The following is a 19,081-nucleotide window of genomic DNA, read 5'->3' on the forward strand; positions in this document are numbered from 1 at the left end:
GCTAGGCCTCAGTGGTTGCGGGTGGCGGTGATGAGGGTGTCGATTGCTTCGGCTACGACGGTTGGGTCGTCCTTGTGGACGTAGTGACCGCCGGCGCGGGCGATCTTGTGGGTGGCGGCTAGGTCGGTTGCGAGGGTGCGTTGGTGGCGTTGCCAGCGGTCGTCCAGTTCGGCGAGGGTGAAGGGTTGCCAGGGGTCGGGGTCCTCGATTTCGAGCCAGCCGCCGGGGCGGCTGGCGATGACGACGGTTGGTACGCCGAGGGCGCGTCTGCTGCGGGCGACTTCGTCGACGGTGGCGACCACGTCGTACGAGAGGTGGTCCTCCCTGTCTCCGTCGTCAATGACGACGTACGGGTTGTCGAGCTCGAGATCCAGGTGGATGTCGGTGGCGTCGACCAGGACGAGGCCGGCGAGATTCTCCGGCCATTGCGCGGCGTAGATCAGGCCGATCAGGCCTCCAATTGAGTGGCCGACAAGGATGAATGGGCCGGGAATGTCAACTGCGACGAGCAGGCGGCGCAGCTCGTCCGCGGCGGCGCCAAGTGGGCGCGATCCTCCAGTTTGCGGTATCTCGCTATCGCCGATCCCGGCGCGGGCGTAGGTCATCAGAGTTGTCGACGAATGCAAGGCGGAGATCGTTGCTTCCCAGGGTTCTCCCGCGTCGCCGCTGCCGGAGATGAAGACGACCGTAGGCGAGCCCTCCCCCGAGATCTCGGCTGCAAGCTTGTAGCCGCCGACGTCGAATTTGGTGGTCGCCATGGCTAGGAGCCTAGGACCTGGACGGGTCGGCGAACCGCGGCACGGCGTACGGGCTGTGCGCGGACTCAGAACGGTGAGTGATTGAACTGAGTGGATTCTTCTGTTGGACATCTCAGCTGGGGAGGGGGAGGTTGGGATGTATGGAATTCACTCATCTTGGGCGGACTGGGCTTACTGTTAGTCGGATTTGTTTGGGGACGATGAACTTTGGGCCGCATACGAGCGAGGACGACTCGCACGCGATCATGGATGCGGCGCTTGAGAAGGGGATCAACTTCTTCGACACGGCCAATGTGTATGGGCGGAGTGTGGGGAAGGGTGCGACGGAGGAGATCGTCGGGCGGTGGTTCGCGAAGGACCCTAAGAACCGTGAGAAGACGGTGCTTGCCACCAAGCTGTACGGCGACATGGACGAGTGGCCGAACGAGGGCAAGCTCTCCGCGCTCAACATTCGTCGCGCGCTCGACGCGAGTCTGAAGCGGCTGCAGACGGACTACATCGACCTGTACCAGTTCCACCACATCGACCGCGCGACGCCGTGGGAGGAGATCTGGCAGGCGATGGAGGTCGCCGTACAGCAGGGCAAGATCCTGTACGCCGGCAGCAGCAACTTCGCCGGCTGGCACATCGCTCAGGCGCAGGCGGCTGCCGAGAAGCGGAACTTCACCGGCCTCGTCAGCGAGCAGTCGATCTACAACCTGATCGTGCGCGACGTGGAGCGCGAGGTGCTGCCTGCTGCGCAGGAGTACGGGCTCGGCGTCATCCCCTGGTCGCCGCTGCAAGGCGGTCTCCTGGGTGGCGTGATCCGCAAGGAGAACGAGGGCGTACGCCGTACCGAGGGTCGCGCCAAGGAAGCTCTGGAGAAGCTGCGCCCCCAGATCGAGCAGTACGAGGCGCTGGCCGACGAGCTCGGACACGAGCCTGGCGACGTGGCGCTCGCTTGGCTCCTGCACCAGCCCGCCGTCACCGGCCCGATCGTCGGCCCGCGGACTATGGAGCAGCTCGAGTCCGCAGTACGCGCTGTCGACGTCAAGCTAGACGACAAGACCCTCACCCAACTCGACGAGATCTTCCCGGGCTACAAGGCCGCCCCCGAGGACTACGCCTGGTGAGACCGCTGCGCTGAGTTCCGCACATCGCCCGTACGCCGAACGCTCGGCGTACGGGCGATTCGTGCGAGGGGTGTCAGGTGAGCGTTGTGGGGAGCATGCCGATGAGGGCGTCGGCGGCTAGGGAGGCTGCGGAGCCGGTGGGGATGGCGACTGAGACCTGCCAGGGGTCGGCGGAGTTGGGGGCCAGGGGGACGGTGATGTGGTCGCCTCGTTTGGCTGCGATGCGTTCTGGGACCAGGGCTACGCCGAGGTTGTGGCTGACCAGTGCCAGGAGGGTGTGGACGTCGTTGACCTCGATGGTGATCGGGTGGGCGACGCCGGCGCGAGCGAAGGCGTGGTCGGAGATGGCTCGGGCGCCCCAAGTGGGGTCGAAGTCCACGAACGACTCCCCTGCCAGGTCTGGGAGTGAGACCGAGGACGCGTTGGCCAGGCGGTGTTCGGCGGAGCAGACCATGACCATGGATTCGGTGGAGACCGGACGGAGGTCGAGGCCTGGGATGGGGTGGCCGGCTGTCGCAACGAAGGCGACGTCGAGGCGGCCGGAGGCTAGTTCGTCGAGCATGGGGGTGGAGCCGCCCTGGCGTACTTCGATCTCGACGCCTGGGTAGGCCGAGCGGAACTTGGCGAGGAGGGCTGGTACGTCGACTACGCCGAGGCACTGTTCCAGGCCTACTGAGAGGTGCCCGCGAAGGAGGCCCTGTACTGCGGCGACAGCGTCCTTTGCTGCTTCGGCGGCCGCTAGGGTGCGGCGGCCTTCACAGAGGAGAGCCCGGCCGGCCTCGGTGAGTTCGACGCTGCGGGTGTTGCGGACGAAGAGCGAGGTGTGGAGTTCGCGTTCGAGGGCGCGGATCGACGCGGACAGGCCGGACTGCGAGATCGACATCGCCTCGGCCGCCCGGGTGAAGTGCTTCTGCTCGGCGACGGCGACGAAGTGTTCGAGATGCCTCAGCTCCATAACTCAGAAGTATAGGTGGTCAGTCAGCTGGGACTCTTCGGTCTTGGATGTCACTGACAGCGATCAACCGGCACCTGGCTACGCGTTGTCCACAGCTTCAGGAAGGCCCGTTCGCAGCGGCCGAAGGCTCATATCTTCTCCGGCATGAAGGATTCCGTGGCGGAGAAGATCCGCGCTCTTGCAGACCAGTACATCCAGGGCGACGTGCGCACAGATTGGCCGGACGAGGAGCTGGCAGAGCTACTTGACGCCGCCCAGACACATTTGACCGAGAACAGGCCGGATCAGGCGATCTGCATCTGGAAGCAACTTGTCCGCGCAGGCGGGGAGGAAGGTGATTGGGGACATCTCGAGTACGCCGACTATCTGCTGAGGCTGGGCCAGGAAGAGGAAGCGGTCACCGAACTCGCGGCCCTGATGGCGGGGAGGCGGGTGGCCGGACTTCCGTGGCTTCTGGCGGCCGAGTTGCTCGAGGATCGCGGCATGCTGGAAGAGGCACTCTTCTGGTATTCGGCGGGGGCTGGATGCCAGCCTGCCGGACTCGCTGCAGCTGTTCAGTTGAGGCAGCTGAGAGAGGGGCGACGCAGGCTCAGGTGGGCCCTCGAGATCCCACTCGATGACGACGATCTGCTGGCCGAAATGAGCCGCGGCGAGCTGGACGACAAGGTGTTCGACCTCCTCGATCTGCTGGCTTATCCGCAGGTGAGGGACGGACGGCTGCAGTTCTGGGACCGCGCAGAGGTCGAAGAGGGGTTGCGCGGCGCCGATCCGCCCATCCCGAGAGAGACCGCGAACGCCTACTACTGGTACGTCGAGCTTGTCCTGCGAGCCTGCAGCGGTGGTCGCCCCACCGTGGTGCCCCGCCGCCCGAACACGCTGATGCCAGTACTGGCGGTTGCCCTCGCAGCGAGGTCAAGGCGCGAGATCCCGTCCATGACAGGTCGGCATGGCGATGAAGGTGCGGTCGAGTGGCCGCCTGGGCGGAATCAGGCATGTTGGTGTGGGTCAGGGACCAAGTACAAGAGGTGCTGCGGCGCATATCTTGGCGTGGCCTGACATGAACCCGAGAGCAAGGGATGCACGAGCGGGTGACCTGGGATCGGTAGGGTGGGGCTATGGCTGATGAGTTTCGGGTTGAGGTTGAGCTGAACGATGGCGAGCACGGGTTGTCGTTCTGGGAGCGGTTGCGGGCGCTTGATCTTGACGACGATGCTCGCAAGCGGCTGGGTGGCAACGTGACGGTGACTCGGGACGGGTCGCGGTTGATGATCTACGCGAACTCCGAGGACGACGCGCTCGAAGCCGAGAGTGCTGTGCGCGAGGTTGTTTCAGCGGATCACTTGAGCGCGGACTACACGTTGACGCGCTGGAGCCACGCGAAGCAGGAGTGGGTTGACCCGAGCACGGCGCCGGACGAGGCGGATGCGGCCGAGCCGAGCTACGAAGGCGTCGAGACACCGGACCCGCGGTACGTCGTACTGCAGGCCTACAAGCCGGAGTTCCTGCGCGACCTCGGTCTCTGATCGGTCGATACGACGAGGCCGGCCGGTTGGTCAGCTATCGCGACGCCTACCCCTCGGCGCCCTCGTCGTCCTGAACGCGGTGAGGACGATCACGCTGACGCCCGGGTTGGCCGGTGCAGGCGGCGGCCTCGGGAATCGTCGCGCACGCTCGGATAGTCGGAGCGCCGTAGTACTGCGGAACCGCTACGTCGCGAGACCGACTTGCGCGACGTTCGTTGACGTCGCTTGTTTCGGGTTGGCGCATTCGTCCCGGGTTGACGCGTTCGTCCCGGGTTGACGCATTCGTCCCGGGTTGACGCATTCGTCCCGGGTTGACGCATTCGTGCCGGGTTGGCGCATTGGTCCCGGTGTGGGATTTATTCGGGCGTTGCAGTCGTTGGCATCTTCACGAGGACGCCTGCGGTGTAGGCGATGAGTCGACGATCGGGTGGAGGTCGGGCTGTGGGCGAGGCGAGGTACGACGGCGTGGCTTCGGAGTATGACGCGTGGGTCGGCGCGGGGTCGATGCTTGCCGACGGCACCTTCGAGGAGCTGGTCGGCGAGGTCGAGGGTCAGAAGGTCTGTGCTGTTGCGTGCGGGCAGGGGCGAGAGGCTCGGTATCTGGCGTCCCGCGGGGCGGCGGTGACTGGGGTCGAGCTGTCCGAGGAGCTTGTCGCGCTCGCGAAGCAGTACGAGGACGCGGATCAGCTCGGGATCTCTTATTTGCAAGGCGATGCGCACACTCTGGAAGGGCTCGACAGCGAGTCGTTCGACGGTGTCGTTTGCTATATGGCATTGATGGATATTCCGGATCTCGATCGGGCCGTGCAATCCGCTGCCCGAGTACTACGGCCGGGCGGCTGGTTCGTCTTCGTGATCACGCATCCGTGCTTCAAGGCGCCGGCTACCGGCGATCTGGTGGACCATACGAACCAGAGTGTGCGGCGAACCGTCGGGCGGTACTTCGAAGAGGGCTACTGGGATGGCCCGGGTCTCCACAACGATGCGTTGCCCGTCGGCGCTTATCACCGGACATTGAGCACGTACGTCGCCGCTCTCACCCGCGCAGGGCTGGTGATCGACGAATTGCGTGAGCCGCAGCAATTCGACCGGCAGCCGGTTTGGCAAGAGGTCCCTCAACTCCTCTACGTCCGCTGCCATCGGGGCAACTAAGCCGACCTGTGAACCCGGTGGGAGGCAGGCTGATCACGTGGACGAGTTGAGACTGCGGCCGGTGCAGGAAAAGGATCTGGAGTACTTCGCGCAGTTTGCGGTGGAGCGCGACGAGGTGGGAATCAGCTGGCAGGGATTCCGGGATGCGCTCGCGCCGACCAGGAGATTCCATCAGGACGGGTATCTGGGGCCGGAGACCAGCCGCCTGATTGTGGAGAGCGGGGGTGAGACGGCTGGGTTCGTGAGTTGGTTCAGCGGGTCGTTCGACGACAAGACGAAGTACTGGGAGATCGGGGCCGCATTGCGGCCGCAGTACCGGGGGCATGGGATCGGGTGGCGGGCGCAGGCGATGTTGACCGACTATCTGTTCGAGCACACGCCGGTGGAGCGGATTCAGGCGGCGACCCAGCCCGAGAACGTGGCTGAGCAGAAGTCCTTGCTGAAGGCAGGTTTCCAGTTCGAAGGCGTGATCCGGGCGTGCGAGTTCCGCGCGGGTCAGTATCGCGATGCGTATCTCTACAGCCGGCTTCGTAGCGATCCTGCTGTCGCCGTCGATGGATGACCGATCACAACGGTTCGGTGACAGGTAGCGAATTTCCCGCTGCTGAGCACCCCACGGGGTAATAGCCTCGGCGGTCGCGGCGTACGGCGGGTCTTCGGCTCGACACGCTGCGCTTCTGCGACTCTGGGGATTGAAGGAGAGGGGAATCCGTGTCTCGTCGACGTGGTCTCGTGGCTGGAACCGTCTTGCTGGCTGCTGCCCTGACCGGGTGCAGCGATGTGGCAGCCGACTCCGGTACGCCGTCGTCGCCCAGTACGACGGCGACAACGAGCAGCACGCCGCCGCCCAGCGCGACACCGACGGCGCCGACCGCGACCCCAACGATGACCCCGACCACGACCCCTACGACGACGCCGAGCACGACCGCGACGCCGCCGAGCGCGAAGCCGACCCCGACTCCGACAACCAAGCCGACGGCGGGGAAGCCGACCAAACCGCCGAAGCCTCCGGTCAAGCCGGCATCGCAGGCCCTGCTGGTCGAACGCAAGCTAGACTCCTGGGGCTACCCGGTCGGCGACGTCGACGGCGACATCACCAAGCGCGCCCGGCAAGCGCTCTGCGCGTACCGCGAGACTGCCGGCCTCCCGATCAGCCGCGGCCCGCTCACCGCGGGAGACATCAAGTCGGTGCTCTCGGCAACCGCCAAGCCGGTGCCGACGAAATCGACCGGCATCTACGTCAACAAGACCTGCCAGGTGCTTTACCAGGTCGTCAAGAACACCTACCGCCGGATCGTCTGGGTCTCCACCGGCGGACCGGGGTACGAGACTCCGAACCGCACCGGCAAGGTCTGGCGCAAGTGGGCCGGCCCGCACGAGAGCAGCCTGTACGACGACGCGTACATGTATGACTCGATCTACTTCCTCAAGGACCGCCCCGGCATCGCGCTGCACGGATCGCGCGTCAACTCGCTCATCAAGACCTACCCAGCGAGCCACCGCTGCGTCCGCGTGATGCGCCCGCAAATCCACGAGATCTTCGCCGAAACCCCGATCGGCACCAAGGTCCAGGTCTACGGCGAGTACTAACTCGTACTGCGATCAGTCGCTCTCACCCGAGGCGGGTCGCCGGTCGAGCCTGTACGACGCTCAACCTGCCTGCGTCAGACCGAGCACCACACGTCGCTGGCCTTCATCCAGGACCGGTCGGTTCGCCCCCACAGGATTCCGAGGTACTCATCGCCCTGCCTCCTGATCACGTTGAACTTCTGGCCCGCATCCACGAAGTGGATGACGAGGTGGTCCTCGCTCCAGAAACGACTGTGGTTGTAGGCGACCGTGCAGGTCTCTGTGGGGCTGTAGGTCCCACTCGCGGCCGGCGCCGCGGATGCGCTCAAGGTCGACAACACAGCGGCTAGTACCACAGCACCTGTGCCGAGGGTCACCTTGGCCGACGAACTGTGCTGCTGGATGGCTGAAAGCAAAGACATGGTGCTCCCTCGGAATGCGATTCCGCGCTCTCACGGACTAGACCGGATCTTTGACAGAGCCTTCCATCGTGGAAGGGATGGCAGCAATCTCTTCGAACATCGTCGAAGCCGAGCCACGAACGCCGGCATCGGTTGACACCCCCCACTCGCGGCATGTCAGGGCGTCGGCCGGGGGTGTCCGGGAGGTAGCAGGGTGGTGAGGGCTGCGGCTAGGGCGAGGGCTGGTCGAGGAGGATGCCGGTGTCGTGGAGGTGTGTTCGGGCGGCTGCGATCGCTTCCGGCGTGGTGGCGAAGACTCGGTCGGACTGCCGTAGGCGGTCGATGACGTCGAGCGCGTCCAACGGTCGGTGGTGTCCGGGTCTGATCCCTGAAATCAGGACGATCATGCCGCGATGCTGGAGTTTCTCGATCGCGTCTTTGAGGACCAGCGCGCCGCTGGCGTCGATCGCGGTCACGGCCGACATCCGCAGGATCACCACCGACATGTGGGCGACCTCGGACAGTTCGAGCAGGAATCGATGAGCAGCGAACAGCAGCGGCCCGTCGATGCGATAGGCAACGATGTGTTCGTCCAGCAACGCGCGTTCCTCTTGCGTATGGTCGCCCGGCAGGTCCGGATGCAGCGGCATCTGTCGCACACTGGCGCTTCGCGCAACCGCTCGCAAGGCCAGCGCCCCGGCGACGATCAGCCCGAGAAGAACCGCTTTCACCAGGTCCAACGCCAAGGTCGCGATCGCGGTCAACGCCAGGACCACCGCATCCGAACGGGTCGCCCGAGCCATCGCCCGGACCGAACCGACTTCGACCATCCGTACTGCGGTCGCCAGCAGCACCCCGGCCAGCGCCGCCAGCGGGATGCGGCCCACCAGAGGTGCTGCTGTGTAGACGATGGCGGCCAGCACCGCGGCGTGGACGAGGGCGGCCAGTCTTGATCCAGCACCGGTTCTGACGTTGACCGCAGTACGGGCAATCGCGCCGGTCGCCGGTACGCCGCCGAACAGCGGCGTCACCAAGTTGGCGAGACCCTGCCCGAACAATTCGCGGTCCGGGTCGTGCTTGTGGCTGACTCCCATGCCGTCCGCGACAGCCGCGGACAGGAGGGACTCAAGAGCCGCGAGCGCAGCGATCGCTACGGCCGGTCCCGCCAGGGTCGACAGGGTCGACAGGTCTAGGAACCCCAGCGAAGGCGCGGACAGACCGGACGGCAAGGTGCCGATGCGTGCGGCGTTCAGTCCGGTTGCCTCGACCAGAACAGTCCCGGCGACGACGGCCAACAACGAGAACGGCAGACTGGGTCGCCAGCGACCGCCGATAAGGATCAGCGCGGCGACTCCGACGGTGATCGCGACGGCAGTCCAGTTCGGTTGCTGAACGAACTCCCCCACTGACCGCGCAGCCAGTACTACGACCTGATCGCTGTCGGGCTTCTCGACTCCCAAGGCCGCGGGAAGTTGCTGCAGGCCAATGACACAAGCGATTCCGAGCGTGAAGCCTTCGACGACGGATGCCGGGACAAAAGCCATGTACTGACCGGCTCGGGCAACGGCCAGGCCGATCAGGATGAGGCCGGCCATCAGGCCCACCGTCAGTACGCCGTTCGCTCCGTGCGCGTGCATGATCGGGACGAGTACGACGGTCATCGCGCCGGTTGGCCCGGATACCTGCAGATTGGAACCGCCGAACGCTGCCGCGAGCGCGCCCGCGATGACGGCAGTGGTCAGACCGGCGGCGGCTCCGAGGCCGGACGAGATCCCGAATCCGAGCGCGAGCGGCAGGGCGACGACGGCCACGGTCAGACCGGCGATCAGGTCGCGACGAGGTTGGCGGCCCATCGCCAGGAGATCGGCACGACCGGGAAGGAGCACGAGCACCCTGCTGCGGAGCGCTCTCATCCGAGGCTGGACTCGTGCTCGCGAAGCTCGGTGAGGAGGTCGTTCTGGCCGGCGATCAGGTCGGTGAGGATCCGGCGAGCGACTCTGAGCAACTCCGCGACGTCGCTGCTGGCGATCTCGTAGATGACGGTGGAGCTCTCGCGCCGAGAGACCACGATCCCGTAGCGCCGGAGTACGGCGAGTTGTTGCGAGAGGCTGGAGGGTTCGATGGCGAGGTCGGCGAGGAGTTCGCGGACTGGGCGTGGCGAGTCCTGGAGGAGTTCGAGCACCCGGATGCGTACGGGGTGGCCGAGCATCCGGAAGAACTCCGCCTTGGCCTGGTAGAGCGGAACCGCCTTACCGGTCATCCTTTGGTCGACTGTCGATCGGCGGGTGCGGGCTCGATCGTGACGTCGTTCTCCGCCGCCATCCGGAGCAGACTGTTCAGCTCGCCGCTGCGTACGTCGATCGCGTAGAAATCGCTCTCGCTCTCAGCCACCGACAACGCCTGCCGCGCCTCCTGCACGCGCCGCCGCAGATCCGTGGCGAACTCACCAACATCCATCCCGATCTCCTCTCCCCAACAAGATCACTATGTGCCGAATTGCAAACTTTTGCAACTCATCAACTCGCCAAGGCGCCGTTCGAGCTGGATCAGCGGGTCAGGGCGTCGGCCAGGAGCGGGTGGCGGGGAGCATCGAGGTGAGGTCGGCGGCCAAGTGGAGGGCTTTGTGGTCGGCGAAGCGGGGGGCGGTTATCTGGAGGCCGATGGGGAGGCCGGTGGAGGAGTAGCCGCAGTTGGTTGTGGTGGCGGGGTGGCCGGACATGTTGTACGGGACGGTGAAGGCGATGTGCTCGAAGGGCTTGAGAGGGTCGTCGGTCGGGTAGGCCAGTTCGGCGGGGAAGGCGGTGATGGGGGCGACCGGGGAGATGAGGAAGTCGTACGACGCGAAGGCGGCGTCGACCGCGACCGCCATGGCGCCCATCTGGCTGAACCCGTGGAAGACCTCGAAGCCGGTCAGGCCGTCGGCGGTCGAGACCCAGCGGCGGATCTCGGGAAGCACCTTCGCACGCCGGTCGTCGGGCAGCGCTTGGAGATCGGCGGCCGAACGGACCCGCCAGAACCGGTCCAGGCCGTCCAGCATGTCGCGGGTGATGATCGGGGCGATCGGTTCGACGACAGCCCCGGCCTTTTCGAGTGCGGCCGCTGCGGCGGACACGGCCGCGTGGACTTCCGGGTCGACGGGTAGGCCGACTCCCGCGTCCAGAAGGAGGCCGATCCGCAGTCCGTCGACGGAGAACTCGGAGAGATCGTCGTACGAGTCGGCTAGGAGCGGGAGCGAGGTGTGGTCGCGGCGGTCCGGGCCGGTCATCACGGACAGCGCGAGCGCGGCGTCGGCCGCAGTACGGGTGAGTGGGCCGATTGCCCTTCCTGGGTAGGGGTTTCCGACGGCGATTCGGCCGTGGGTCGGTTTGAGGCCGACGAGGCCGCACCAGCCGGCGGGGAGGCGGATGGAGCCGCCGATGTCAGTACCGACGTGGATCGGGCCGTAGCCGGCGGCGGCTGCTGCGGCGGCGCCTGCGCTGGAGCCGCCTGGTGTGAGTGCGAGGTTCCAAGGATTGCGGGTCAGGGGGTGGAAGGTGGAGACGCCGGAGGAGAGCATTCCGTACTCCGGCATGGTGGTCTTGCTGAAGATCACTGCGCCCGCTGCGCGGAGACGGGCTGCGGCTGGCGCATCTTCGGCTGCGGGGATGAGTTCGGTCGCGGCGGTTCCCTGCGGTACCGGCGTACCGCGGGTCGCGATGTTCTCCTTGATCGTGACCGGTACGCCGTCAAGCGGGCCGGCTTCGCCGTGGCGCCATCGGTACTCCGACTCGCGGGCGGCGGCTCGCGCTCCTTCGGGGTCGAGGGCGTAGGTCGCGAACAACTTCGGCTCGAGCGCGTCGACTCGGGCGAGCACGTCCTCGATCACGTCTACCGGCGACAGGGAGCCCTGCTGGTACCGCGAGATGAGTTCGACGGCGGTCAGGTCGGCCAGGTTGTCGGTCATCGGACTCCAGACGGTCGGATTGCGTTCAGGCGACGTCAGTTGGGTGGGTTGAAGCGGCCGTCTATTGCGGTCCAGCCGCCGTCTACGTGGAGGACGCTGCCGGTGACGAAGGAGGATGCATCTGAGGCGAGGTAGACGACGGCGCCGGCCAGTTCGTCGGGTGTGGCCCATCTCGAGAGAGCGCTCTTCGCTGCGTACGCGTCGTACCAGGCCTTGTTTTCCTTGATTTGTGCGGTGAGCGGGGTCTCGACAACGCCAGGCGCGATCGCGTTGACGCGTACGCCGGACGGGCCGAGCTCGGCGGCCGCCGTACGGAGCAGTTGGACCAGGCCGGCTTTGGTTGCCGCATACACCGATTGACCCGGCTCGACCGTGGTTGCGCGGATGGAGCTGAAGCCGATGATGCTGCCGCTGCCGCGCGCTTCCATCGGCCCTCCGAAGGCACGGATCAGGTCGAAAGAGGCGCGGAGATTGAGGCCTACGACTCGGTCGAATTCCTCGCTGGTGTAGTCGAGGATGCGCTTGCGCACGTTGGTCGCGGCGGTGAACACCAGTACGTCGACATCGCCCAGTTCCTCGGCCGCGGTAGCGACGGCTCGTTGATCGAGGACGTCCAGCTCGTACGCCGTCAAGTGGTTGCCTTGGGCCACCGTTTCTTCAGCGGCCGGGAGCTCGCGGTCCGCGCAGGTGACGCGAGCGCCGTGGGCTGCCAGCGCGAGAGCGCTTTCCCGGCCGATCCCGCTGCCGGCACCGACGACCACCGCGTGCTTCCCGTCGAGGCGGAAGAGGTTGGTGTAGTCGGTCATCGGTCACCTCGCCGGGTGGTCGGGCGGATGATCGCCATCCGGGTCGTGGTCAGCTCGTCGATGGCGAACCGAGGGCCCTCTCTCCCCGCGCCGGAGTCCTTCACGCCGCCGTACGGCATCACGTCGGATCGGAAGCCGGGGACTTCGTTGATGACCACTCCCCCGACGTCGAGCTGGTCGATCGCCGAGAAAGCGCTCTCTAGTGAGGCTGTGAACACGCTCGCGTGCAGGCCGTAGCGCGACTCGTTGACCGTCCGGAAGGCAGTCTCGATATCCGGCACCGAACGAATCGCGATGACGGGTCCGAAGATCTCTTCGTCCCACGCGAGTTGGCCGTACGGGACGTCGAGTAGCACGGTCGGCCCTAGTACGTCGTACTGCGTGGTTGAGGTCGGCGGGTAGGCGAGGGTGGCGCCGGCGGTGAGGGCGTTGTCGATCCAAGTGCGGACGCGGTCGGTGGAGCGGGAATCGATGAGGGCGGAGACGTGTGTCCGCTCGTCCCGAGGGTCGCCTACCACTACCGATTCCAGACGGTGGTGGAGTTTTTCGAGCAGGGGGCCGCGGATGGATTCAACGGCTATGACTCGTTGGACTGAGATGCAGGCCTGGCCGGAGGCGTAGTAGCCGCCTCGGATGATCGCGTCGGCCGCGGCGTCCAGGTCTGCGTCTTCGGCGACGACCAGGGCGGAGTTCGACCCTAGTTCCAGAAGGACCTTGGTCGGAGCGGCGGCTTTGGCGATTTGATGGCCGACTGCGGCTGAGCCGGTGAAGGAGACCGCGCCGATTCGCGGGTCGGTGGTGAGGATGGCGCCTACGTCCGCTCCCCCGGTGACCAGTTGAACGGCCTCGGCGGGTGCGCCTGCCGCGGTAAGTGCCTCGCGGACCAGGTGGACGAGCCAGAGAGTCGCCAAGGGGGTCTGCGGAGCGGGCTTGACGATGATCGGGCAGCCGGCTGCCAGGGCCGGCGCGATTTTGTGGGACGCGAGCAGGAGCGGGTAGTTGAAGCCGGTGATGCCGATGACTACGCCGATGGGCTTGCGTACCCAGAAGCCGAGGAGACCGTCGCCGCTCGGCAGGAGGTCGAGCGGGACGGTCTCGCCGTGGAGGCGGGCTACTTCTTCGGCTGCGGTCTGCAGGGTGAGGAGGGTGCGATCGAGTTCGATTCGGCAATCGACCAAGGGCTTACCGGTTTCGAGGACGAGGAGGTCGATGAACTCCGAGCGTCGCTCAGAAACGGCAGAGAGCGCTCCCTGGAGAGCTGCGCGGCGTACGTGGGAAGGGAGCCGGCCGACCTGGTCGCGAGCTGCGACCGCGTGATCGAGTGCTTGGCGGGCGAGGTCGACGGTGCCGACGGGCGCCTCGGAGACGAGCGATCCGTCGTACGGGAAGTGGATCGGCTCGGTGGTCGGGGCGGAGATCCAGCCGGCGCCGATCGGGAGGCCTTCGGGGTATTCGCTCACGCGGCTTTCGGAGTACGCGCTCACGCGGCCATCGAGGTTCTCGTTCACGCGGCTTTCGGGGTTCTCGCTCATGCGAATCGCCCGCCAGGGTTGTCGGGGGTCATGTGGAAAGGACTCCCTTCACCAGGTCGGTGGTGGTGGCGCCGGAGAGCGCTCTCTGGAGAGTCGGGATGGCGGAGACGAGGCGGCGCGTGTACGGATGGGTGGGCGCCGCGTAGACGTCCGCGGTGGGGCCGGTCTCGACGATCTGGCCGGCGTTCATGACGGCGACACGGCTGCAGACGTGTTTGACGACCGAGAGGTCGTGCGAGACGAAGATCAAGGTCAGGTTGAGTTCGTCGACGAGGTCGGAGATCAGGTTGAGGACCTGCGCTCGAACGGAGACGTCGAGAGCGCTCACTGGTTCATCGGCGATGAGGATTCTGGGGCGCGGTGCGAGGGCGCGGGCGATGGAGATGCGCTGGCGTTGGCCGCCGGAGAACTGGTGGGGGTAGCGGTCGCCTGCGTCTGCTGAGAGGCCGACCGCGTCGAGCAACTCGCGAACGCGCTCTCCCGAGGCTGGATGCCCTTGTACTACGAGCGGTTCGGCGATGATGTCGCGGACCCGCATGCGCGGGTCGAGGGAACTCATCGGGTCTTGGAAGACGAGTTGGAGGTTCTCGCGGAGGAAGCGCAGGCGGCGCTCGGGCAGCCGGGTGATGTCGGTGCCTTCGACAACTACCTGGCCGGAGGTGGCGCGGTCGAGGGCGGCGATGATCCGGAGGAGAGTGGACTTGCCGCACCCCGATTCGCCGACGATGCCGAAGCGTTCGCCCTCTTGAACTTCGAGGCTGACACCGCGGAGAGCGTGAACCGGCGGAGACGCACGAAGGAGCGAAGTACGCGGGCGCGGATAGTCGCGCACGAGGTCGGTCACTTGAATAGCAGGCTCAGTCATCAGCAACCTCCCTCGAGCTTCTTCTGGTTTCTAGCGCCACAAGATCCGGTGCTGGGTGGTGGCAGGCGAAGCCGCTGGATGCGGAACCTGTCCAGGGTGGGGTGGTGGTGCAGATGTCGGTGGCGTGAGCGCAGCGGGTGCGGAAGACGCAGCCCGTGGGGAAGTTGCCGGCGGCGGGGACGTTGCCGGGGATGGTGGGGAGGCGATGGGCTGCGGAGTCGAGGTCCGAGGCGGCCAGGAGGCCTTCGGTGTAGCGATGACGTGGGTTGGTGAAGACCTCGTGGACCGGACCGGATTCGACCACCCGGCCGCCGTACATCACCAAGACCCGCTGGCAGATGGTGGCGACGACGGCGAGGTCGTGGGTGATGAAGAGAAGCGCGGACTCGCGGGCGGCGACACCTTGGAGGATCAGGTCGAGCACCATCGCCTGGACCGTGACGTCCAAGGCGGTAGTGGGTTCGTCGCAGATCAGAAGAGCGGGGTCGTTGGCCAGGGCAATCGCCACGACAACTCGCTGGCGCTGGCCGCCGGACAGTTGGTGCGGGTAGGCGCGGGCGACGCCGGGGAGCTGGACCCGGTCGAGGAGAGCTGTGGCCGCTGTTCGGGCTGCGCGCCGATTCGGGACCGTCCGGTGGATCAGCATTGCTTCGGCGATCTGGTCGCCGACGCGCATCGTCGGGTTGAGAGCGGTCATCGGTTCCTGGAACACCATGGCCAGATCGCGGCCCCGGATGCGTGCGAGTTGACGCTCGTCGGCACCGATCAGGTCGTGGTCGATACCGGCGAGCCGCACCGATCCCTTCGCGTGCACGTCTTCCGGCAGCAATCCCAGCACAGAGAGCGCTGTCAGAGATTTCCCGGAGCCCGACTCTCCGATCAGACCGACCCGCTCCCCCGGGCCGACCGTCAGGTCCACATCCTCGACGAGCACCTTGTCCCGCACAGACACGGTCAGACCGCGCACAGCCAGTACGTCGCTCTGCTCGGCGACCTCAGGTTCTTCGACGAGCGCGCTCATCGGCGGTCCTCCAGCTTCGGATCGAAGCGGTCTCTCAGACCGTCGCCGAGGAGGTTGAAGCCGAGTACTGCGATCGCGATCGCGACGCCGGGGAAGACCGCGAGACGCGGAGCGCTGAACAGGAACTCCTGGCTCTCCTGCAGCATGCGACCCCACGAAGGCGTCGGCGGTGGCGTGCCGTATCCCAGGAAAGAGAGCGCTGCCTCGGCGAGAACGGCGATCGCGAAAGACACCGATGCCTGGACCGTGATCAGACTCGTCACGTTCGGCAGCACGTGGCGCAACGCGATCGGGAACGGCCTCCGCCCGGCCGCGCGGGCAGCCAGTACGTACTCCGTCCGCATCACCTGCAGAGCACCACTGCGAATCACGCGGGCAAAAGACGGAACCGTTGCGATGCCGATGGCAACCATCGCCGTCAGAGTGCTTGCACCGAAGACCGCGCCGAACATGATTGCCAACAGCAACGCGGGGAACGCGAGCAGCAGATCGTTCGCCCGCATGATCAGTTCGCTCGACCACCGCCGGGTCATCGCCGCCAAGATGCCGAGCGGTACGCCGATCACCGCAGCGACTCCGACCGCGACCAGCCCGACGAACAACGTCGTACGGGAGCCGACCATGATTTGGCTCAGCAGGTCGCGGCCGAACTTGTCCGTGCCGAACCAGTGCGACCACGACGGCTTCGCCAACCGAACCGCCGGGTCGACAAGCGTCGCGTCGTACGGGGTCCAGACGAAGGAGACCAACGCGGTCAGCACGATGACGAGGACGATGATGCCGCCGACGACGAGACTCGGATTCAACCGACGCCCCGCAGTACGCCGGACTGCCGGTCCATCGAGACGACCCGCCGGATCGCTCGCTGGAACGCCGAGAGCGCTCTCCGCACCACGGCTCACCGAGCCGCCTTCGTCGTTCACGGATCCTCCGACGCCGCTCATCGTTGACCTACCCGGAGCCGCGGGTCGAGGGCGACGTACAGGACGTCGACGAGGAAGTTGACCACGAGGACGGCGACGACGAGCAGCATCACGACGTCCTGGACCAGAAGGAGATCGCGGTTCGAGACTCCGTCGAGCAACAGACTGCCGAGGCCGGGGATCACGAACACCCGCTCGACCACGACCGCCCCGATCAGCAACGTCGCGAGTTGCAGACCGAGAACCGTTACCACCGGTACGGCCGCGTTCCGCAGACCGTGCCGCCAGAGCGCGGGAAACGGCCTGAGTCCCTTGGCACGCGCGGTCCGCAGGTAGTCCTCACGGAGTACGTCGAGAACGGCGCTCCGGACGTAGCGCGTGAGCACCGCGCCCTGCACCAACCCGAGCGACAACGCGGGCAAGATCAACTGGCGAAGGAACATCCCCGGATCCGAAGCCGGCGGCGTCCAGCCGTTCGCCGGGAGCCAGCCGAGCTTCACCGCGAACAGCATGATCAGCAGGATCCCGGCGAGAAATGCCGGTACCGCGACGCCGAGCTGAGAGATCGCAGAGAGCGCTAACCCGGAGATCTTGCGGTGCCGCGCGGCCATCACCGTACCGGCCGGAACCGCGACCACCAGGGCGACGATCATCCCGACCACCACGAGCCACAACGTCACCTGCAGCCGGTCGAAGATTTGGGGGCCGATGGCAACCTTCGACACGTACGACGTACCGAAGTCCGCGTGCAGCAGGCCGCCGAGCCAATCGAAGTACTGCGTGGCCAGCGACCGGTCGAGACCGAACTGCTCCCGCAACTGGGCGACGGCCTCGTCGGACGCGTTGACTCCGAGCGCAACGCGCGCCGGATCACCCGGGAGCACCGCCATGAACCCGAAGACCAGGACCGAGCTCACCGCAAGGCTGACCAGCAGCACTGCGGTGCGCTCGACCAGGCGGAGGACCATCTCAGGAACGCGCCAGCTTGGACAGGTCGAACGACTCGGTGATCGCGTTCGCCGGCAGACCGGTGATGTTCTTGTCCGCGACCACCAGGTTCGGCAGCAGGAAGAGCCAGTCGGCGGCCGCCTCTTCGGAGATCCGGCGCGCGGCCTTCTTCATGTCCGTGACCTGCGTCGCCTCGTCACCCGCGTCCGCCGCGGCGAGGTCCTGCTGCAGCGTCGGGTCGTCGTACCGGGTGTAGTACTTCGGGCTGAACACCGCACCGAGGTCTCGCGGCTCGACGTGCGCGATGATCGACATGTCGTAGTCCGCGTTCTTGAACACGGTCGTGAGCCACGCGGCCGGGAACTCGAGCTGGTCGATCTGCACCTTGAGCCCCACCTGCTCCAGCTGGCTCTTCACCACCTGCCCGCAGGAAGTTGCATAGGGCAACGTCGGCAGCCGGAGCCGCAGCGTCTTGCCGGTCGCGCCGGCGGCCGCGAGCAGCGACTTCGCCTTGTCCTTCGAGTACGGCGCGACCTGAGTGAGGTCCTCGTACCACGGGTCGGTCGGCGGCACCATGCTGCCGATCAGCTTGCCGCGACCGGCGAAACACGTGTCCAGCAAGGCTTTGTGGTCGATCGCCGACCGGATCGCCTGCCGCACCCGGACGTCCTTGAAGACCGGGCGCGAGTTGTTGAACGACAGGACGACCTCGCCGTTCGTCGTCCCCTCGATCACCTGGTACTTCGTGTTGCTCGTGAACTGGCTGAGTGCCTCCGGCGCCTGCACGGTTCCGATCACGTTGATCGTGCCGGTGAGCAACGCGTTGTTCAGCGCGGTCGGATCCTTGAAGTACTTCAAGGTGACCTGGTTGAAGAACGGCTTGGTCCCCCAGTACGCATCGTTGCGCTGCAACACGATCGAGTCGCCGCGCTTCCACGAACCGAACTTGTACGGGCCGGTGCCGACCGGATCGGTCGCGAGCTTGTCGACGCCGGTCTGGGAGAACATCGCTCCGATCCGGGTGGTCATCCGGAACAGCCAGTCGTTGCTCGGCTTGCTCAACGTCACTTGAAGCTGTTTCGGCGACACTGCCTTGGCGTCCTGGACGACGTCCATCGCCGCCTTGAGCGAGGTCGTCCAGGCCGTCTTGACCCGGTTGATGCTGAACACCGCGTCGGCCGCAGTGAACGCAGCCCCGTTCGTGAACTTCGCGTTGTCGACGAGCTCGAACGTATAGGTCTTGCGATCAGCCGACACCGTCCACGACTTCGCGAGGTCCGGCACGATCTTGCCCGACTCGTCCTGCTTGACGAGTCCCTCGTACACGTTGGTGAGCAGCGCCTGCGGGATCGCGGCGCCGTCGGTGGTGGTGAAGTCGAGGCTGGCCGGCTCGGCGACGAGCCCGATCGCCAGCGACTGGTTCGCGCCGGTGCTGGGCCCCGACGAGGTGCCCGAACCGGCCGAGCACGCCGCGACGAGCAGCAGTGCGGCTGATCCGGCGAGCGCGACCGCCCGGGTGAGGTACGTGTTCACGCGAAGTCCTCCAGTGCGCCGTCTGTTCCGTCCGCCCGAT

General features: G+C 66.3%; 20 protein-coding genes. 6 read left to right on the forward strand and 14 right to left on the reverse strand.

The window, feature by feature from the left end; translation table 11 throughout:
* Nucleotides 1-8 precede the first annotated feature (8 nt).
* The gene (locus DIZ26_RS03215; protein ID WP_157979562.1) at nt 9-758 is read right to left on the reverse strand and encodes an alpha/beta fold hydrolase; all 750 of its coding nucleotides are present in this window, start codon (nt 756-758) and stop codon (nt 9-11) included.
* Nucleotides 759-898: 140 nt separating this feature from the next.
* Here DIZ26_RS03215 and DIZ26_RS03220 point away from each other — a divergent pair, with 140 nt between their 5' ends.
* A complete protein-coding gene (locus DIZ26_RS03220; RefSeq protein WP_112237506.1) occupies nt 899-1,870 on the forward strand; it encodes an aldo/keto reductase in 972 nt (323 codons plus the stop codon).
* 73 nt (nt 1,871-1,943) lie between these two features.
* Here DIZ26_RS03220 and DIZ26_RS03225 read toward each other — a convergent pair whose 3' ends face one another.
* Nucleotides 1,944-2,825 carry a LysR family transcriptional regulator gene (locus tag DIZ26_RS03225; RefSeq protein ID WP_112237508.1) on the reverse strand — a complete coding sequence of 294 codons (882 nt, stop codon included), beginning with the start codon at nt 2,823-2,825 and terminating at the stop codon, nt 1,944-1,946.
* 144 nt (nt 2,826-2,969) lie between these two features.
* Between DIZ26_RS03225 and DIZ26_RS37760 the strand changes: the two genes are divergently transcribed.
* From DIZ26_RS37760 to DIZ26_RS03250, 5 genes are all read left to right on the forward strand, one after another.
* Nucleotides 2,970-3,881, forward strand: coding sequence for an SEC-C metal-binding domain-containing protein (locus DIZ26_RS37760; RefSeq protein ID WP_198675865.1), 912 nt, complete (start codon nt 2,970-2,972; stop codon nt 3,879-3,881).
* A 59-nt stretch (nt 3,882-3,940) separates the two neighbouring features.
* The gene (locus tag DIZ26_RS03235) at nt 3,941-4,348 is read left to right on the forward strand and encodes a hypothetical protein (RefSeq protein ID WP_112237510.1); all 408 of its coding nucleotides are present in this window, start codon (nt 3,941-3,943) and stop codon (nt 4,346-4,348) included.
* Nucleotides 4,349-4,813: 465 nt separating this feature from the next.
* Nucleotides 4,814-5,500 carry a class I SAM-dependent methyltransferase gene (locus DIZ26_RS03240; RefSeq protein WP_232828118.1) on the forward strand — a complete coding sequence of 229 codons (687 nt, stop codon included), beginning with the start codon at nt 4,814-4,816 and terminating at the stop codon, nt 5,498-5,500.
* Nucleotides 5,501-5,537: 37 nt separating this feature from the next.
* Nucleotides 5,538-6,062 (forward strand): GNAT family N-acetyltransferase, encoded by a 525-nt coding sequence (locus DIZ26_RS03245; protein ID WP_232828119.1) that lies wholly within the window; start codon nt 5,538-5,540, stop codon nt 6,060-6,062.
* Between the two features lie 170 nt (nt 6,063-6,232).
* Nucleotides 6,233-7,090, forward strand: coding sequence for a L,D-transpeptidase (locus tag DIZ26_RS03250; RefSeq protein ID WP_232828120.1), 858 nt, complete (start codon nt 6,233-6,235; stop codon nt 7,088-7,090).
* A 74-nt stretch (nt 7,091-7,164) separates the two neighbouring features.
* On the opposite strand, the gene DIZ26_RS03255 is transcribed toward DIZ26_RS03250, so the two are convergent.
* The 12 genes from DIZ26_RS03255 to DIZ26_RS03310 all read right to left on the reverse strand — a co-directional run bounded on the left by DIZ26_RS03255 (nt 7,165) and on the right by DIZ26_RS03310 (nt 19,041).
* The gene (locus DIZ26_RS03255) at nt 7,165-7,491 is read right to left on the reverse strand and encodes a hypothetical protein (RefSeq protein ID WP_112237514.1); all 327 of its coding nucleotides are present in this window, start codon (nt 7,489-7,491) and stop codon (nt 7,165-7,167) included.
* A gap of 209 nt (nt 7,492-7,700) precedes the next feature.
* Nucleotides 7,701-9,383: a SulP family inorganic anion transporter gene (locus tag DIZ26_RS03260; RefSeq protein WP_112237516.1), complete on the reverse strand. Its 1,683-nt coding sequence runs from the start codon at nt 9,381-9,383 to the stop codon at nt 7,701-7,703.
* Nucleotides 9,380-9,730 (reverse strand): ArsR/SmtB family transcription factor, encoded by a 351-nt coding sequence (locus DIZ26_RS03265; protein WP_112237518.1) that lies wholly within the window; start codon nt 9,728-9,730, stop codon nt 9,380-9,382. The genes DIZ26_RS03260 and DIZ26_RS03265 overlap by 4 nt, the downstream gene beginning before the upstream one ends.
* A complete protein-coding gene (locus DIZ26_RS03270) occupies nt 9,727-9,927 on the reverse strand; it encodes a hypothetical protein (protein ID WP_112237520.1) in 201 nt (66 codons plus the stop codon). Before DIZ26_RS03270 ends, DIZ26_RS03265 begins: the two co-directional genes overlap by 4 nt.
* A 97-nt stretch (nt 9,928-10,024) precedes the next feature.
* Nucleotides 10,025-11,413 carry an amidase gene (locus DIZ26_RS03275; protein ID WP_112237522.1) on the reverse strand — a complete coding sequence of 463 codons (1,389 nt, stop codon included), beginning with the start codon at nt 11,411-11,413 and terminating at the stop codon, nt 10,025-10,027.
* A gap of 35 nt (nt 11,414-11,448) precedes the next feature.
* Nucleotides 11,449-12,219 (reverse strand): SDR family NAD(P)-dependent oxidoreductase, encoded by a 771-nt coding sequence (locus DIZ26_RS03280; RefSeq protein ID WP_112237524.1) that lies wholly within the window; start codon nt 12,217-12,219, stop codon nt 11,449-11,451.
* On the reverse strand, nt 12,216-13,751 hold the full coding sequence (locus tag DIZ26_RS03285; RefSeq protein WP_112237526.1) for an aldehyde dehydrogenase family protein: 1,536 nt from the start codon (nt 13,749-13,751) through the stop codon (nt 12,216-12,218). The genes DIZ26_RS03280 and DIZ26_RS03285 overlap by 4 nt, the downstream gene beginning before the upstream one ends.
* Nucleotides 13,752-13,779: 28 nt before the next feature.
* Nucleotides 13,780-14,616 (reverse strand): ATP-binding cassette domain-containing protein, encoded by an 837-nt coding sequence (locus DIZ26_RS03290; protein WP_112237528.1) that lies wholly within the window; start codon nt 14,614-14,616, stop codon nt 13,780-13,782.
* Nucleotides 14,609-15,637 (reverse strand): ABC transporter ATP-binding protein, encoded by a 1,029-nt coding sequence (locus DIZ26_RS03295; RefSeq protein WP_112237530.1) that lies wholly within the window; start codon nt 15,635-15,637, stop codon nt 14,609-14,611. Before DIZ26_RS03295 ends, DIZ26_RS03290 begins: the two co-directional genes overlap by 8 nt.
* Nucleotides 15,634-16,443 (reverse strand): ABC transporter permease, encoded by an 810-nt coding sequence (locus tag DIZ26_RS03300; protein ID WP_112237532.1) that lies wholly within the window; start codon nt 16,441-16,443, stop codon nt 15,634-15,636. Before DIZ26_RS03300 ends, DIZ26_RS03295 begins: the two co-directional genes overlap by 4 nt.
* 134 nt (nt 16,444-16,577) lie before the next feature.
* Entirely contained in the window at nt 16,578-17,528 is a 951-nt protein-coding gene (locus tag DIZ26_RS03305; protein WP_112237534.1) for an ABC transporter permease, read from the reverse strand.
* Nucleotide 17,529: 1 nt separating this feature from the next.
* Nucleotides 17,530-19,041 (reverse strand): ABC transporter substrate-binding protein, encoded by a 1,512-nt coding sequence (locus DIZ26_RS03310; RefSeq protein ID WP_112237536.1) that lies wholly within the window; start codon nt 19,039-19,041, stop codon nt 17,530-17,532.
* Nucleotides 19,042-19,081 lie beyond the last annotated feature (40 nt).

Origin of the sequence: Kribbella monticola, from assembly GCF_003261635.1 — a bacterium.
GTDB classification, from domain to species: Bacteria; Actinomycetota; Actinomycetes; order Propionibacteriales; family Kribbellaceae; genus Kribbella; species Kribbella monticola.